9 protein-coding genes are annotated in these 15,701 nt (G+C 49.1%); 8 read left to right on the forward strand and 1 reads right to left on the reverse strand.

What is annotated here, in order from left to right; translation table 11 throughout:
• The first annotated feature begins 161 nt into the window (after positions 1–161).
• Both Afil_RS07175 and Afil_RS07180 read left to right on the forward strand, forming a co-directional pair.
• Positions 162–4,346 carry a GDSL-type esterase/lipase family protein gene (locus Afil_RS07175; protein ID WP_230267892.1) on the forward strand — a complete coding sequence of 1,395 codons (4,185 nt, stop codon included), beginning with the start codon at positions 162–164 and terminating at the stop codon, positions 4,344–4,346.
• A 442-nt stretch (positions 4,347–4,788) separates the two neighbouring features.
• On the forward strand, positions 4,789–5,319 hold the full coding sequence (locus tag Afil_RS07180) for a hypothetical protein (protein WP_230267893.1): 531 nt from the start codon (positions 4,789–4,791) through the stop codon (positions 5,317–5,319).
• A 272-nt stretch (positions 5,320–5,591) separates the two neighbouring features.
• Here the strand turns inward: Afil_RS07180 and Afil_RS07185 are convergent, their stop codons facing one another.
• A complete protein-coding gene (locus tag Afil_RS07185; protein WP_230267894.1) occupies positions 5,592–6,800 on the reverse strand; it encodes an acetyl-CoA C-acetyltransferase in 1,209 nt (402 codons plus the stop codon).
• A 1,348-nt stretch (positions 6,801–8,148) separates the two neighbouring features.
• Between Afil_RS07185 and Afil_RS07190 the strand changes: the two genes are divergently transcribed.
• The 6 genes from Afil_RS07190 to Afil_RS07215 all read left to right on the forward strand — a co-directional run bounded on the left by Afil_RS07190 (position 8,149) and on the right by Afil_RS07215 (position 14,815).
• Complete coding sequence (locus Afil_RS07190; RefSeq protein ID WP_230267895.1) at positions 8,149–9,288, forward strand: acyl-CoA dehydrogenase; 1,140 nt, start codon at positions 8,149–8,151, stop codon at positions 9,286–9,288.
• Between the two features lie 21 nt (positions 9,289–9,309).
• Positions 9,310–10,107 carry an electron transfer flavoprotein subunit beta/FixA family protein gene (locus Afil_RS07195; RefSeq protein ID WP_230267896.1) on the forward strand — a complete coding sequence of 266 codons (798 nt, stop codon included), beginning with the start codon at positions 9,310–9,312 and terminating at the stop codon, positions 10,105–10,107.
• An 11-nt stretch (positions 10,108–10,118) separates the two neighbouring features.
• Positions 10,119–11,180, forward strand: coding sequence for an electron transfer flavoprotein subunit alpha/FixB family protein (locus Afil_RS07200; RefSeq protein WP_230267897.1), 1,062 nt, complete (start codon positions 10,119–10,121; stop codon positions 11,178–11,180).
• A 213-nt stretch (positions 11,181–11,393) separates the two neighbouring features.
• Positions 11,394–12,233 carry a 3-hydroxyacyl-CoA dehydrogenase NAD-binding domain-containing protein gene (locus Afil_RS07205; protein WP_230267898.1) on the forward strand — a complete coding sequence of 280 codons (840 nt, stop codon included), beginning with the start codon at positions 11,394–11,396 and terminating at the stop codon, positions 12,231–12,233.
• Between the two features lie 236 nt (positions 12,234–12,469).
• Positions 12,470–13,249, forward strand: coding sequence for an enoyl-CoA hydratase-related protein (locus Afil_RS07210; protein WP_230267899.1), 780 nt, complete (start codon positions 12,470–12,472; stop codon positions 13,247–13,249).
• Positions 13,250–13,264: 15 nt separating this feature from the next.
• The gene (locus Afil_RS07215) at positions 13,265–14,815 is read left to right on the forward strand and encodes an acyl CoA:acetate/3-ketoacid CoA transferase (RefSeq protein ID WP_230267900.1); all 1,551 of its coding nucleotides are present in this window, start codon (positions 13,265–13,267) and stop codon (positions 14,813–14,815) included.
• Positions 14,816–15,701: the final 886 nt, after the last annotated feature.

The following is a 15,701-nucleotide window of genomic DNA, read 5'->3' on the forward strand; positions in this document are numbered from 1 at the left end:
CGATGGTTTGAAACGGCAATGATTCGAATAAAAAATCTGTGTGTAACTTTTGAAAACTTTGCGAAAACGGTTTCTTCTCTCTTTTATAATCGGTTTATCTTTGGCGGATTTCCAAAATTGACGCACTGGATCCGCTCTTACGAAAAGAGAAGGAGATTTCTATGAACAGAAAAACAGCTCGAACGAAATTTTCAGTCCTGGCGCTGGCGCTTTCCATGAGCTGCACAGCCCTCGGATCGTCCATGACTCAGGTTCTTGCGGCCGAAGCGATCCCGTCGGCGGTACATACACAAACAAAAACGAATACCCGTCCGGCCGCGCAGGAAACACTTCCGGCAATTGAGGCCAAAGGCGGATATGCCCAGGTACAGATTGCGATCGACCGGGCAGAAGACGATACGAATACGTATTCCATTTTGCGTGCGGACAGCGAAAACGGTTCGTATGTTTCCATCGGGGAAACGACAGAATCGATCTGGATCGATACAATGGTTCAGACGGAAACGACGTATTTTTACAAGCTTCAAAAAGGCAGCAAAATCAGCAGCACGCCCATCGAAGCTTCCACGGGCAAGGAAGCCTATTTGCATCAGAGCGTACTGAACAAAGCACTGAACGAAAGCGAATCGGTATTTGACGGTACCAGAGTGGTCGATCTGAGCGATTCGATCGGTTCCATAAAAAATCTGGAAGAAGGATCCGTTTACATTCGCTTCAAATCGGAAAACGCGACCGATTCGGCGCTGCGCCATCTATTGACGTATCACAATTGTGCCAATCCGGAAGATATGAGCAATACAAACGCTTCGTATTCAACCGACAAGATTTTCTATCTGGCCCTCGATTATCGAAACGGTACGCATAAACTTCGTGCGGATCTGACCGGAGGAGCCAAAGCGACAAACGGAAGCGGCTATGGAGATGGTCAGTGGCACACGCTCGTTCTGACCAGCCGCGCCGACAATCCGACGTTTGGCGTCAGCGTGGATGGGGTGAGCGTTCTCAGTTATTCCCAGGCAGCGTTCAAAGGGCTTTTTACCCGACTTGTGAATGCGGACCAGCTGCAGATTGGCGGCTACAAACCAGCCGATACGGTCTATGAAGGGTTTAAAGGAGAAATTTCTCAGGTTGCAATCTCTTCTGAAGCGCTGACGACGGCCCAGGCCAATGCCCTCACGTCGGCTGAACAGAGCCGGTTTAAAAAAGACATGTTCTCGCTCGATGAAATCGGCAATACGTGGATGTTTGTCGGAGGAGAGGAAGTTGCTGCCAATTACGAGCATGTACAGGGCCTGCGCAGTTTTGTGTATCACTTTGAAGAATACGCCCGCTGGGAAAAGCCCAGACAGATGTCCACAGCTATCGAACCTTTAAAAATAGGGCATTCGCACTTTGTCGCCAATGCGGGTAAAACGGGAAATACGCTTTCGGATACCGTATCTGCACTGCCGGACAGCCAGAATGCTTTCCACGCCAGAACGATCGTTTACACTGCTGGAATCGAAGACATTCAGGAGTATGTGGCTGCACCGGATAAAAATGTCTGGAAAAACAGCTATCAAACGGCGCTGACATCGCTGAAAAACGCTATTCCTTCCAACGGCTATCTGGTGATTCAGACGCCGCACGCCTGCAAGGATGCCCAGAAAAATGCAGCCGCAAAAGAAATCGCTGATCTGATTCAGACGCATTTTGCAGCGGATCTGGGTGCCGAACCAAATGCGCAGAACGTGTTTGTGGTCGATCAGTATACGCATTCCAATACCGATACGTTCAAATCGACCTGCCTGAATGCAGACGATCAGCTCAATGGCTATGGTCATTTTGAAATCGCCAGAATTCTGGAAAACGTGACAGGACAGTCGACGACCAGCGACTACAATGCCGGAAACCTCGATGACTGCATTCCCGTGGATCAGCCCGCCTACCATGATTTAGCCAATGGCAAGGAAGCCCTTCAGGCCTCGTTTGAAAATGCTTCGCTTGAACTAACCCTCGCTTCGTCCGACGTTCTTGGCGGATCCGACTGGATTTTGCATGCGGAAAATGGGGAAGTAGAGCTGAGTACACCCGTTCAGGCGAACGCATCCGTTTCGCTTCCTGTAAAGGATGGCTCATGGACGCTGCGCCTGATTTCGGAAGATGGAACGGCGGAGCTGCCTGCTTATTCGATTTCGAAAGGAGAGGCCTCGTTAAAACGTCAGTCGACGCTGCCCGAAGAAACCGCACTTTCCGATACCCAGAAACGGATTCGGGATTTATTGAAATCGGACAAAAAGCTGAACTGGATTTTCTATGGCGATTCCATTACTCATGGATGCCGTCATACCCGCGGCTACGATACGATCGTTCAGCTCTTTGATAAATACATGCACGCGCCGGACGGACTGAATCGACCAGACGATCTGATTCTCAATACGGCCGTGAGCGGTGCGATTGCCCAGGATACGCTGAGCGATCCCCATAAAAAAGCACGCATCGAATCGTATGTTCCCGATGTGGCGATCGTCATGCTTGGAATGAACGACTGCGCGGCATCCGGTATTACACCGGACGTGTTCGAAGCGCAGCTTAAGGAAAATCTCGCCACTATCAAAAAGCAGAATCCGGATGTGGAAATCATTCTCCGGGCCTGTAACGTCACCACAGCTTCCGGGCGCGGCAATCTGAAACAGTATATCGCCAAAGTGCGAAAAGTCGCCCAGGAAGAAAACTATATTCTTGCCGATCATGCCACAACCTGGGAGGCGGCGATGGCCAGACAGACGAATGCCAATCAGGGCGGAACCGGTAATCTGAACAGCGATGGTCTCCACCCCAACGGAATCGGGCATAAAGTCATGTTTGATGATCTGACCCGGGCCATGGGAATTTACGACACGTCCAGTCCAATCTGTCGTCTGCAGTACAAGATGAACCAGAAAAGTACGCAGTCCGACAGGCAGCCGGACTGCCAGACCGGGATTGGCGAACTGTCTCTGGATCTGACCGCTCTGGTCGATCCCGGAAAAACGGCAGGTACAGCGGAAGTTACCGTAACAGCAGCCGGCTTTTCGTGGACGAAAACATATGATATTGCGAGTCCAGACGACAGGACGACCCTTCGTTTTACAAATCTTCCGGCAGGAAAATCCGCCGTCGTGAACGTGAAGATTGCGACGACCGATGCGACCGTTACGACGTATACGCCAGCCACAGTGGAAATTCCATCGAAGACGGAGCCTGCGAATATCGTATTCTCCAAAGCCGAAGGCGGCTATGCACAGGCGGTACTCGAGTTTGAAAATCCGACAAACGCATCCGTCACGATTCTTCGCTCGTCTTCCTTAAACGGAACGTATGCGGAAATCGAAACCGTACAGTCCGGATCGTATACAGACCAAGTTGAACCGGATCAGACCTGGTTTTACAAACTGCGCTGGAACGATGGAGAAGAACAGACATCCCAGGCCAGAGAAGTGAAAACCGGCATGGAGGCCTATAAAGCCAGTGCCCAAGTCTACGAAGCCCTTTCTGGCCAGACGTTTGACGGTCAGACACTGATCGATCTTTCCGATCAGGCCGATAGTGTAAAAGCCATGAATGCAGGAAGTCTCTTCTTCCGCTTTAAGACGGATGCAGCAACAGATTCCATGGCGCTTGTCTATGGAAAAGAAGCGGGTACAACGACTAGCCTGATCCAGACAGGCGGCGGTCAAATGAATCGCCATTCGATTTCCCTTCGCCCGCTGCAGGGCAAGCTGTCGCTGCGCCCGGATCTGGCCCACACCAGAGCCGATGGAAACACGGAAGATCTTGGCGATGGACAGTGGCATAACGTCGTTCTCGTCTGCACTTCCGGTCCGGATCGAACCTTTACCTGGTATATCGACGGTAAGGAAGTTCAGGCCTTTTCCGGAGCTGGCAATGCCGGCTTCTTCTCCACGCTGGCCGGCCTGAATCAGCTGACGCTTGGCGGTTATTACAACGGGAGCAATATCACGACCGTAATCAACGGCTTTAAAGGCGAAATGCGCGATGTGATTTTCTCGACGGAATGTCTGAATCAGACCCATTCCCAGAAAATTACAGACGGTCTGTACAGCGAAACGGATCCAGAACCGGAACCGACGCTCATCACGGATCTTCTGGATGCGGCACTCCAGAAAGCCGATGCTCTAAACGGCCTCTATATAAATCAGGATCAGAACTTTGACGAAAAATGCACACAGGCCAGGTCGGTTCTGGAAAATCCGCAAAGACAGAGTGAAATTGATCAGAGTGCCAAAACGCTCAATCAGGCGCTGCTCGCTCTGCGTAAAGTTCCATCCGTAAATGCGCTCAGCAATTTGAAATCCGTTCAGTAAACCCGACGGCTGGATTTCTATCCTTGCCATCCAATGCGAAGGCCGAAGGAAATCCGTCCAAAATGAAATAGAAGAAAGGAGCTTTACAAGCCGCTTTATAAAAAGACCAGTTCTTTCGGATCTCAAAATCGGATTCGATCGAGCTGGTCTTTTCCATATATTGAAGAGGGGAGCCTGCATAAGAGAAGGGGAGTCAAGCCCGCTCGGACGTGCAAAATCACGATGTTTCTGAAGATTGAATCGATATGATCAAAATGATGAAAAAGCTTATCCAAAACGGATTAAAAAATTGCGTAACCTGTTGCGTGAGCACTCGAAAATGGCTTATGTACAGCCTGTGTGAAAGCGCATTACATTAAGGACGCGTTAAACTTTGCCAGGAAACCGGGTACATTTCCACAGCATTATTGGAATTCGATGTGTTTCGGTTTATTTTATTGATATGAAATCACGTTCCGTTCAGGTTTGCGACTGTGCCTGCTACCTTGCTAAAAACATTCGCAGCGCTGAAGGCGAACTGCCCAGCGCACAGAGAATTCACAACCTCCTGTATCTTGCTACACGGGAAAGCACCTGCATTTTTGGAGAAGGTCTTGTTCCCTGCACCTTCCGCTGCACCGATGACGGCGTTCTTTGTGAGAACTGCTCTCATACCGTAGTCCATTCGGGCCGATGGATTCCTGCTGCACCAAAAATGACCAAAAACGTTCTGGGTATTCTGAACTCGATTCTGGCAACGTATGGATCCTGGAATGAAAGCGAACTTCGACTTCACATCCTGCAGGAAAAAAGCTGGAATCACGCCAGAGAAACCGAAGAGGACGGCATTCTCAGTCAGGAAATGATTGCAGAAGATGCACAGAAAGTTTCCAGGCTGAATGCCCTCTGGTCGATGAGCCACTGCAGCTACGATCCAGTTATTCTGGATGACGCCGATCGCAGCGGATGCCTCTGCTTTGGTCTTCAGGCGTAAAACGGGAGGTCTGTAAGGAAAGGGCGAAACAGCAGACAGCCAAAGATACGAATCACTTTATATAAAGAGAAACAGATGGATCGGAAAGTCCTGCACAGGAAACTTTCCAGAGCGTCAGACGATGGAAAAGAGAACATCGTCTGACGCTTTTCTTTTGAAGTGCCTGGAAATTTCGAAGGGAAAGAGAAACCGCAAACCCTTTGTTTTCACGAAAACAGGACATGAAAAAAGCCGGATCCAGGATCCGGCTGAAGATTTGAATTCAGATCTTCTTAGTAAACCATTTTAACGATTACAGCAACACCCATGCCGCCGCCGATGCAGAGGGAAGCGAGACCATAAGTGAGGTGACGTTTAGCCATTTCGTAGATCAGGGAAACGAGGATACGGTTTCCGGAAGCGCCTACTGGGTGACCAAGAGCGATAGCGCCGCCGTTTACGTTGGTAACGGACATGAGAGCTTCGCGATCGATGCCAGTCTTTTCAACCAGTTCGTGGATTACGCCAAGGGACTGAGAAGCGAAGGCTTCGTTCAGTTCGATCAGTTCCATCTGATCCAGAGTCATGCCTGCATTTTCAAGAGCGTGCAGGATAGCCGGGGTAGGACCAAGGCCCATTGTCAGAGGATCAACACCGCCTTGACCAAAAGCAACGATTTCAGCGATTGGTTTCAGGTTGTTTTCAGCTACAGCGGATTCGCTGGCTACGATACACATGGAAGCACCGTCGTTGATTCCGGATGCGTTGCCGGCTGTAACGGTTCCGTCTTTGATGAAGGAAGGTTTCAGTTTAGCAAGGAGTTCCATGGAAGTTTTTCTTGGATGTTCGTCGGTATCGAAGATAACGGTTTTCTTGCGTTCTTTAACTTCGATTGGAACGATTTCATCTTTGAATTTTCCAGCAGCGATAGCAGCAAGTGCTTTTTCCTGGCTGGCGAAAGCGAATTCATCCTGCTGTTCGCGGGTGATGTTGTATTTCTTCGCAATGTTTTCAGCGGTTACGCCCATGTGAACGTTGTTCATAGCATCTGTCAGCGCATCGTAAATCATGGAGTCAACAACTGTCTGGTTGCCCATCTTAACGCCCTGGCGGTTTTTGCCGGAGATCAGATAAGGAGCAGCGGACATGTTTTCAACACCGCCGGCTACGAAGATGCTTCCCCATCCAGCACGAATACGGATGGCTGCTTCGATTACAGCTTCAAGACCGGAGCCGCAAACCATGTTGATGGAATGTGCCGGAACTGTGTTAGGAATGCCAGCATCGATAGAAATGTGACGTGCGATGTTCTGGCCAAGTCCGGCACCAATTACGTTACCGATGATTACTTCGTTAACCTGTTCTGGTTTTACATTTGCCTGTTCAAGAGCTGCTTTCAGAACGGTAGCACCCATATCAGCAGGGGTTACATTTTTCAGAGAGCCCATGAATGTTCCGATGGCGGTACGTTTTGCGCCAACGATATAAGCTTTTTCACTCATTACGAATGACCTCTTTCTACTCTTACGAGATTTGCGATTTCATACTAGCCCACCCGCGAAGGAATATCAAACCGTTTTGTGAAAGAAATCACAGTTTCCCGGATTCCGACGCGATTGTTCGCCTTCCCAGATCGTGAACCGCTTTCAATTTAAAAAGAAAGCCGAATTGCCTTGTTTTTGGCCTTCGAAAGGACCGGATCGAGCAGGAAAACAAACGTGCGGACTGTTTGAATCTGTCTTTATCTTATCAGAGAGCCCCAGTTTCTAAACCATCATTTTTGACCGAGCGCTCAGACCAGAGGGGAAAAGCCGCCTGGTGACGCTCTGAACCGAAAGGGATTTCAGCCAGATGTCACAAATTCTCAGAAGATTTTCCGAGCAGGCACTTTAAAGGGAACGACTGGATCTGAACTCCCGTATAAGAGTGAGATCACATACAGGATCATGTCCAGGAGAAACAGAAAATTGACCGGCAGATTCGAATGCCCGGCAACGGAAGAAGAAAAGAGAACTCGCAACTTCCTGACGGGCTGATCCACGAAATGGCTTTCCCATATAGAGGAGCACGCAAGCATAGAGGCACGCAAACCCAAAACAGGGAAAAGAAAACCGGATCCTGCGGGCGCGGCGAATCCGGAAAACGAGTATGGTCTGTCAGTCATCGTATAGAGAAGAGTCCGATCCAGTCTCTTTTATATAGACGATCTTATATTGGTGATCTGTTATAGCCGATCTGTCTGTATATGGACGCTGTATGGGCTGCTTTCTTCACTGCGAAGCAATTCTGAATGAGGACAGCGAGTGAACGGGAGGCGCAATCCGTAAGAAGTGTTCCCAGAAGAACAGGGGAGTGAGTGAACCGAAGCAAAACGAAATACAGCGTTTTGTCAGGCAGCCTGACCGTTTGAGGCGTTCCTTTTCGAAGAAGAAAGCTGTTCGAATCGGATGGAAAATACGAAATTGTGGGATGGAGCGAAACGGAAAACATTGAAAAAAACGGGTTAAATTCTGAATTAATAAACAAAATGCAAAATGAAAGCGATATCATGGAGGTGGACCGCAGAAATGTGGGTATATTTTGCCCGCTTCGGGCCATTCTGGTCAAGGGCATGTCTGATTCCCTTTAGGTAGGCCTTTTATGTAAAGGAATTGACAGATTTTAAATACCGGAAGAGCTCCCACACTTTTGTGCTGACGTGTGAAAGTATTCACATTTGAAATTGACAGTACTTTGGAAAGGGCTATTAAAGGGCTATTATTGTGCTTAGTACAAAGAACGGGTACGTTTTCGTACGTCTTTGTCCTGGATCCTAAGTTCTATTTGAAGAGAAAGGAGAACTTCATTTTTATGGATTTCAATTTAACAGAACAACAGAAACTGATGCAGAAGTTGTTCCGGGAAGTTGCACAGGCAGAAGTCAAAGACAATGCTGCTGATGTCGACGAAAAAGAACGCTTTCCAAAAGAAAACGTTGAAATTCTTCGTCAGGCAAAAATGCTTGGAATTCCTTATCCACGGGAATACGGAGGAGCTGGCGCCGATTATCTGTCCTACATTCTGGCAGTCGAAGAACTCAGCAAAACCTGCGCTACTACAGGCGTAGTCCTCTCTGCACACACCTCCCTGGGTACCTGGCCGATCGCTCAGTACGGTACGCCGGAACAGAAGGAAAAATACCTTCGTCCGCTGGCTTCCGGTGAAAAGCTTGGCGCATTCGGTCTGACCGAGCCAAACGCCGGTACCGATGCTGCCGGTCAGCAGACAACCGCCGTTCTGGTCGGAGACGAATACGTTCTCAACGGAACAAAGATCTTTATCACCAACGCTGGCGAAGCTGATGTCTATATCATTTTTGCCATGACCGATAAGTCCAAGGGAAACAAGGGTATTTCCGCTTTCATCGTTGAAAAGGATACTCCGGGCTTCACCATTGGACAGCACGAAAAGAAACTCGGTATCCGCGGTTCCGCGACTTCCGAGCTGATCTTCAACAACGTTCGCATTCCTAAGGAAAACCTTCTGGGCGGTGAAGGAAAAGGCTTCAAAGTTGCCATGTCCACACTCGACGGCGGACGTATTGGTATCGCAGCGCAGGCTCTTGGCATTGCCGAGGGTGCTCTCGAAGAAACCATTAAATACGTTAAGGAAAGGAAGCAGTTCGGACGTCCGATCGCTAAATTCCAGAACACACAGTTTGTCATTGCTGACATGCAGACTCGCATTGATGCAGCCAAGATGCTCGTTTACCGCGCAGCTATGGCCAAAGAAGAAGGCAAACCTTATTCCGTACTGGCTGCTGAAGCCAAGCTCTTTGCTGCAGAAACAGCTATGGAAGTTACCACAAAGTGCATCCAGCTGATGGGCGGCTACGGCTATACCCGCGATCTGCCAGTTGAAAGAATGTTCCGCGATGCCAAGATTACTGAGATCTACGAAGGAACATCCGAAGTTCAGCGCATGGTTATCTCCGGCGCAGCGCTTCGCTAGTGGAAAGGAAAACGGGATACTATGAAAATTGTTGTATTAGCTAAACAGGTACCTGACTCAACCGAAATTACAGTCGACAAGAAAACCGGAACCCTCGTTCGTGACGGCGTACCTTCCATCATCAACCCCGATGACCTCGCCGGTCTGGAAGCAGCTCTTGCTCTGAAAGACAAATCGGACGATGTAGTCGTTGAAGTCCTCTCCATGGGTCCACCTCAGGCTGCCGGGATGCTCCAGGAAGCCATCGCCCGCGGCGCTGACAAAGCGTACCTTCTGACTGACCGTCGTCTTGGCGGTGCAGATACCTGCGCAACCAGCCGCACCCTTGCTGCTGCGCTCGACAAAATCGGCTATGACCTGATCATTGCCGGACGTCAGGCGATTGACGGCGATACCGCTCAGGTTGGTCCGCAGACCGCTGAACGTCTGAACCTGCCCCAGGTAACTTATGTAGATGAAATTCTCGAAGTTGCTCCGGATCATGTTCGCGTAAGAAAATCTCTCGAAGATGAAGAACAGATCGTCGCTGTTAAACTGCCGGCTGTAATCACTACGCTTTCCGGCATGAACAAGCCTCGCTACATGAACTGCAACGACATTGTTGATTCCTTCAACAAGCCGGTTGTCATCATGACTTACGATGATCTCGCTGCAGATCTTCCGCTCAGCCAGATCGGTCTGGCCGGATCTCCGACCCAGGTTTACCGCACATTCACAAAGGATGTAACGGCTGAAACGGAAACCTTCAACCTGTCCGCTGAAGAAACAGGTAAGAAAATCGCTGAAACTCTCAACGAGAAACAGCTGATCAAGAAGTAGAAAGGATTGTCATGGCTACATTTCCAGATTACAAAGATATTTACGTATTTGTAGAACAGAAAAATTCCCAGCCTGCGGAAGTCGGCTACGAACTGATTAACAAAGCTCGTGAACTCGTTGATGCTTCTCCGGAACTTGGCTACAAAGTAGTCGGCGTTCTCCTTGGCGAAAACGTAAAAGACAAAGCAGCTGACGTCATCGCTCACGGTGCTGATGAAGTTATCGTTGTCGATGATCCGAAGCTGAAAGACTACTCTACTCAGTTCTACACAGACGCTCTGACTCAGGTTATTGAAAAATTCAAACCTTCGTCTCTGCTGACCGGCGCTACCGTTCTCGGCCGCGACCTTGCACCGCGTGTTGCTGCACGTATCAACGCAGGTCTGACCGCTGACGCTACCGGTATTGAAATTGGAAAGAACATCACCCTCGGCGGCGGCGCTGCTGCTCGTCAGATCCCGGATGATGACGCTCTCCTGCTCGTTACCCGTCCTACATTCGGCGGTAACCTGTTCGGTACAATCGTTTGCCCGAATACCCGTCCGCAGATGGCGACCATCCGTCCGAAAGTATTCGACATGGCAAAACCAGATACTTCCCGCAAGGGCGAAGTCGTTGAATTCACTCCAGAATGGAACGACACAGAAGCTGCAGTTGTTGTAGAAGGCATCGAACCAAAAGAAGCTGCCGGTGTAGATATCACCAAATGCGATATCCTCGTTGGCGTTGGCCGTGGTGCTGAAGGCGCTCTGCCTCTTTGCGAAGAACTCGCAAAACTGCTCGGCGGTGAAGTTGCCGGAACCCGTGCTGCTGTTGAAGACGGCTTCCTGGCTAAAGAAAGACAGGTTGGTCAGACTGGTAAAACCGTTCGTCCTAACCTTTACATTGCCTGCGGTATCTCCGGTGCCGTTCAGCATGTAGCGGGCATGGAAAAATCCGATTACATCATCGCGATCAACCGTGACCCGGAAGCAGAAATCTTCAAAATTGCCAACCAGGGCTATGTTGGAACCGTTGAATCCGTTCTGCCGGTTCTGATTGAAGAAATCAAAGCGATCAAAGCTGCGAAGTAATAAACCTTTCTCTTCTCCATACGGTACGTTCGTACCGCATGGATCTGCTTCGCTCTTTATATGACGTACGGATTCATCTTTTCGGATCATCCGCACCCTCAGAAATTTCAGACACAGAAACTCCCCGGCCGTTATGGCCTGGGAGCCTGTCGTCTTTGTTCTCATTATCGGACGGCGATCGATGACCGTCCCTGATCAAGGAGAGTAAAAAACATGAAAAAAATTGGTGTAGTTGGCGCTGGAACCATGGGGCAGGGCATTGCAAACGCATTTGCATCTGCCGGCAATAAAGTTACCGTCGTTGACGTTAAAAAAGAATGGGCCGAAAACGGCATCAACAAAATCTGCGCTGGCAAGGACAAACTCGTTGCCAAAGGCAAAATCACTCCGGAAGCTGCTGAAGCTGCAAAAGCCAACCTGGCTGCCGGCGTTTACGAAGATCTCGCTGACTGCGATCTGATTGTTGAAGCTGCTCTCGAACAGATGGCTCTGAAAAAAGACGTATTCTCAAAGCTCGATGAAATCGTTAAAGACGATGCCATCTTCGCTACGAACACTTCTTCTCTGTCCATCACAGAAATCGCTAACGGAATCAAGCATCCGGTAATCGGCATGCATTTCTTCAACCCGGCTGACCGCATGAAACTCGTAGAAGTTATCTCTGGCGCCAACACTCCAGAAGAAGTAAAAGACGAAGTTATCGCTACAGCCAAAGAAATTGGCAAAACACCGGTTGAAGTTAAAGAAGGACCTGGATTCGTTGTTAACCGCATTCTGATCCCGATGATCAATGAAGCTACCGGCATTCTTCAGGAAGGCCTCGCTTCTGTTGAAGATATCGATACCGCTATGCAGCTTGGTGCCAACCACCCCATGGGACCTCTGGCTCTTGGCGACCTGATCGGTCTGGATGTCGTTCTGGCTATCATGAACGTTCTCTATGACGAAACCGGCGATCCCAAGTACCGTCCGACAACTCTTCTCAAGAAGATGGTTCGCGCTGGCAAACTTGGCCGCAAAACCGGCGAAGGCTTCTACAACTACAAGAAATAAGCGCTTTGTCATCAAAGGGGGAGACGTTCGTTTCCCCCTTTCTTTACCTTTTCTTTCTCTGTAATCCCCGCATTACAGGGTTCAAATTTTACCGTAAACCATATACTCGCTCAAATTATTCGGCCTGAAGCCGCGCAGTTTTTCTCTTTCAAATTTTTGCAGACGGTTTCACAGGTATGGATCTGTTTTCAGACTGTCCTGTTTTCGAATACTGAGCCGTGAAGAAAGGATCAATCATGGATAAAGTACTTCTCGAGAAAAACGGAAACGTTGCTCTGATCACCATCAATAACCCGAAAGCGCTCAATGCTCTTTCCACTGAAGTTCTGCAGGATCTCGAAGCTGCAGTAAACGACGTTAAAAACGATGACGAAATCCGTGCCGTTGTTATTACCGGTGCTGGAAACAAATCGTTCGTTGCCGGCGCAGACATCGCCGAAATGAAAGACAAAACCGTAGAAGAAGCTGCTGAATACGGCGCCTTCGGAAACAAAGTCTTCCGCATGATCGAAACCATGGAAAAACCAGTGATCGCTGCCGTTAACGGCTTCGCACTCGGCGGCGGAAACGAGCTGGCTATGGCCTGCGACATCCGTCTTGCTGCTGATACCGCTGTATTTGGTCAGCCGGAAGTCGGCCTGGGCATCACTCCGGGCTTTGGCGGAACCCAGCGTCTGGCTCGCATCGTTCCTGTCGGCATCGCTAAGGAAATCATCTACACCGCTCGTAACATCAAAGCGCCGAAAGCCCTCGAAATTGGTCTGGTAAACGCTGTATATCCAGCCGAAGAACTCATGGCAGCTGCTATGAAGATGGCAAACGGCATCGCGAAAAACGCTCCAAAAGCCGTTGCTGCGTCTAAAGCAGCGATCAACGAAGGTCTCAACGAAACGATGGATGAAGGCATCCAGACCGAAGTAGAAAAATTCTCCGGATGCTTCGCAACCGAAGACCAGAAATACGGCATGGACTGCTTCCTTAACAAAGTCAAAGACAAACAGTTCCAGAACAAGTAGTCAGGAGGACATTCAATGTCGAAAGTTATTACTCCAGCTCAGGCAGCGGATCTCGTTAAAGACGGCGACCGCATTGTCATGAGCGGATTTATTGGCATGTGCCATCCGCAGGAAGTAACGTATGCCATTGAAAAACGCTTCCTCGAAACCGGGCATCCAAGAGATCTTGATCTTCTTTTCCCGACAAACGTCGGTGACGGAACCGACGCGCTGGGCATGAACCATCTGGCACACGATGGACTGCTTCGTTCCATCGTCGGCGGACACTGGAACCTGGTTCCTGCCCTGCAGAAACTCGTTACGGAAAATAAGGTTCAGGCCTGGAACCTGCCGATCGGTACGCTGGCACAGCTTCTTCGTGAAATCGCCGGCAACCGTCCAGGCGTAATTACCAAAATCGGTCTGAACACGTTTGTCGACCCGCGTCTGCAGGGCGGCAAAATGAACGATGTCACCAAGGACGATCTCGTTGAACTGATGGTTATCGACGGAGAAGAATATCTCCGCTACAAATCGTTCAAGAAGATCAATGTCGGTGTCATTCGCGGAACTTATGCGGATGAAAACGGTAATATGACCATGGAAAAAGAAGCTGCCTTCCTGGAAGCGCTGGCTATGGCTGAAGCCGTTAAAAATACCGGCGGTATCGTCATCGCTCAGGTCGAAGACGTAGTCGCGAACGGAACGCTCAATCCAAAAGATGTCAAAGTACCTGGAATTCTGGTGGACTACATCGTAAAAGGCACTCCGGCAAACCACTGGCAGAGCTATCTTGATCCGTATAAACCGGAATTCTCCGGACAGATCAAGCGTCCTCTGGATGCCCTGGAACCCATGCCGCTGAACGCGCGTAAAGTTATCAGCCGTCGTGCGGCAATGGAACTTACGCCAAACGCGATCGTGAACCTGGGTATCGGTATTCCGGAAGGCATCGCCAATGTCGCCAACGAAGAAGGCCTCCCTGGTCTGAAAATGACCGTCGAAGCCGGAAACATCGGCGGCGTACCAGCCAGCGGCGTAGGCTTTGGCGCCTGCACCAACCCGGAATGCACCATCGATTCGCCAGCCATGTTTGACTTCTATGACGGCGGCGGACTCGATCAGGCTTTCCTCGGTCTGGCGGAATGCGACAAAACCGGAAACATCAACGTTTCCCGTTTTGGTCCAAGAATCGCGGGCTGCGGCGGATTCATTAACATCACCCAGTCCACTCCGGTCGTTGTCTTCTGCGGTACATTCACTGCCGGCGGTCTGAAAGAAAAAATTGGCGACGGCAAGCTGGAAATTGTCAACGAAGGACGCATCAAGAAATTCAAGGACAGCGTAGAACAAGTTACGTTCTCTTCTGAATTTGCAAAGAAAGCCGGACAGAAAGTTCTTTACGTTACTGAACGTGCCGTATTTGAATTGAAGGACGGCGTATTCACCCTCGTCGAAATCGCTCCTGGCGTTGACCTGCAGAAAGATATTCTCGATCAGATGGAATTCAAACCGGCGATCGCGGAAGATCTCAAGCTCATGGATGAGCGCATCTTCAAGGATGAGCCCATGGGCATGGTGAAATAAGCCTTACCTAACCCAATCTTTATGAAAAAACGAACCTCTGGATTTTGAAAACAATCCAGAGGTTTTTTGTGTGGTGGAGTGCAGGACTTTGGTTACGCGTTTTTCTGTGCGCGTTTTCAAGCATCTTTCCTGTCTGTAAAAATAAGTCCCAGACAATCGGCATAGGATTTCGAAAGGTTTCACGTATGCCGAAGCCCCGGAATTCGAGTAAGTCAGGGAGCGAAATGCTTTGAAAACTTGCTTTATGGATTTGGCTAAATTAGGGATCTGAACAGAGGAAGGTGTCTGTAAACGCCCAATAAGAATGCCCTTACAGAAGCGGGAAGGGAAAAGAAAACTCTTCGGCAAAAATCGGGAATACATCGGCATTCGATCGAATATTGTCGCATTTCTAAATAACTGTCCGGATTTTCTAAACAGAATTGAGGATATGTCCCTTATACGCAAACGGAGTGATTCATGATTCTTTAAGAACATCAGGTATAATGAAAATATCCAAAGTTCAAAGGATCAGCGCGTTTTGACAAGCCATCGTTCTGCAAAACGGCGCACAGATTCTGGTCAGAGCTTTTGGAATCCTGTTTTTATTCCATATATGTTAGGAAGAGACCACCCGCTTGCCTTGCTTTTGCGGGTGCTTTATAAAGAATTACCAGTACTTGTAAATCACATTCAATTTTGTCTGTTCAAATATGAGGCCTCCAATGTCATTAAGTTAAGGAGGGATAAAAATCGTATACCCTGTTCATGAGCGTTGTTATTTCTTATATTTTGCGTCTCAGGCATGACGAAAAGGATGATTTTCTACCTGTTGAAAAAATCATCCTGATGACTTTTCGGTTTTCAAATCTGTCACTTCTTCTTTCTGGTATCAGCTCTTCCTTCT

Origin of the sequence: Allobaculum fili, assembly GCF_020969955.1 — a bacterium.
GTDB lineage: Bacteria > Bacillota_I > Bacilli_A > Erysipelotrichales > Erysipelotrichaceae > Allobaculum > Allobaculum fili.

Excerpts from the sequence above, each read along its gene's own strand:
- Afil_RS07205 (WP_230267898.1), top strand. The coding sequence starts at position 11,394 with ATGAAAAAAATTGGTGTAGTTGGCGCTGGAACCATGGGGCAGGGCATT.
- Afil_RS07210 (WP_230267899.1), top strand. The coding sequence starts at position 12,470 with ATGGATAAAGTACTTCTCGAGAAAAACGGAAACGTTGCTCTGATCACC.
- Afil_RS07190 (WP_230267895.1), top strand. The coding sequence starts at position 8,149 with ATGGATTTCAATTTAACAGAACAACAGAAACTGATGCAGAAGTTGTTC.
- Afil_RS07195 (WP_230267896.1), top strand. The coding sequence starts at position 9,310 with ATGAAAATTGTTGTATTAGCTAAACAGGTACCTGACTCAACCGAAATT.
- Afil_RS07180 (WP_230267893.1), top strand. The coding sequence starts at position 4,789 with ATGAAATCACGTTCCGTTCAGGTTTGCGACTGTGCCTGCTACCTTGCT.
- Afil_RS07200 (WP_230267897.1), top strand. The coding sequence starts at position 10,119 with ATGGCTACATTTCCAGATTACAAAGATATTTACGTATTTGTAGAACAG.
- Afil_RS07185 (WP_230267894.1), bottom strand. The coding sequence starts at position 6,800 with ATGAGTGAAAAAGCTTATATCGTTGGCGCAAAACGTACCGCCATCGGA.
- Afil_RS07175 (WP_230267892.1), top strand. The coding sequence starts at position 162 with ATGAACAGAAAAACAGCTCGAACGAAATTTTCAGTCCTGGCGCTGGCG.
- Afil_RS07215 (WP_230267900.1), top strand. The coding sequence starts at position 13,265 with ATGTCGAAAGTTATTACTCCAGCTCAGGCAGCGGATCTCGTTAAAGAC.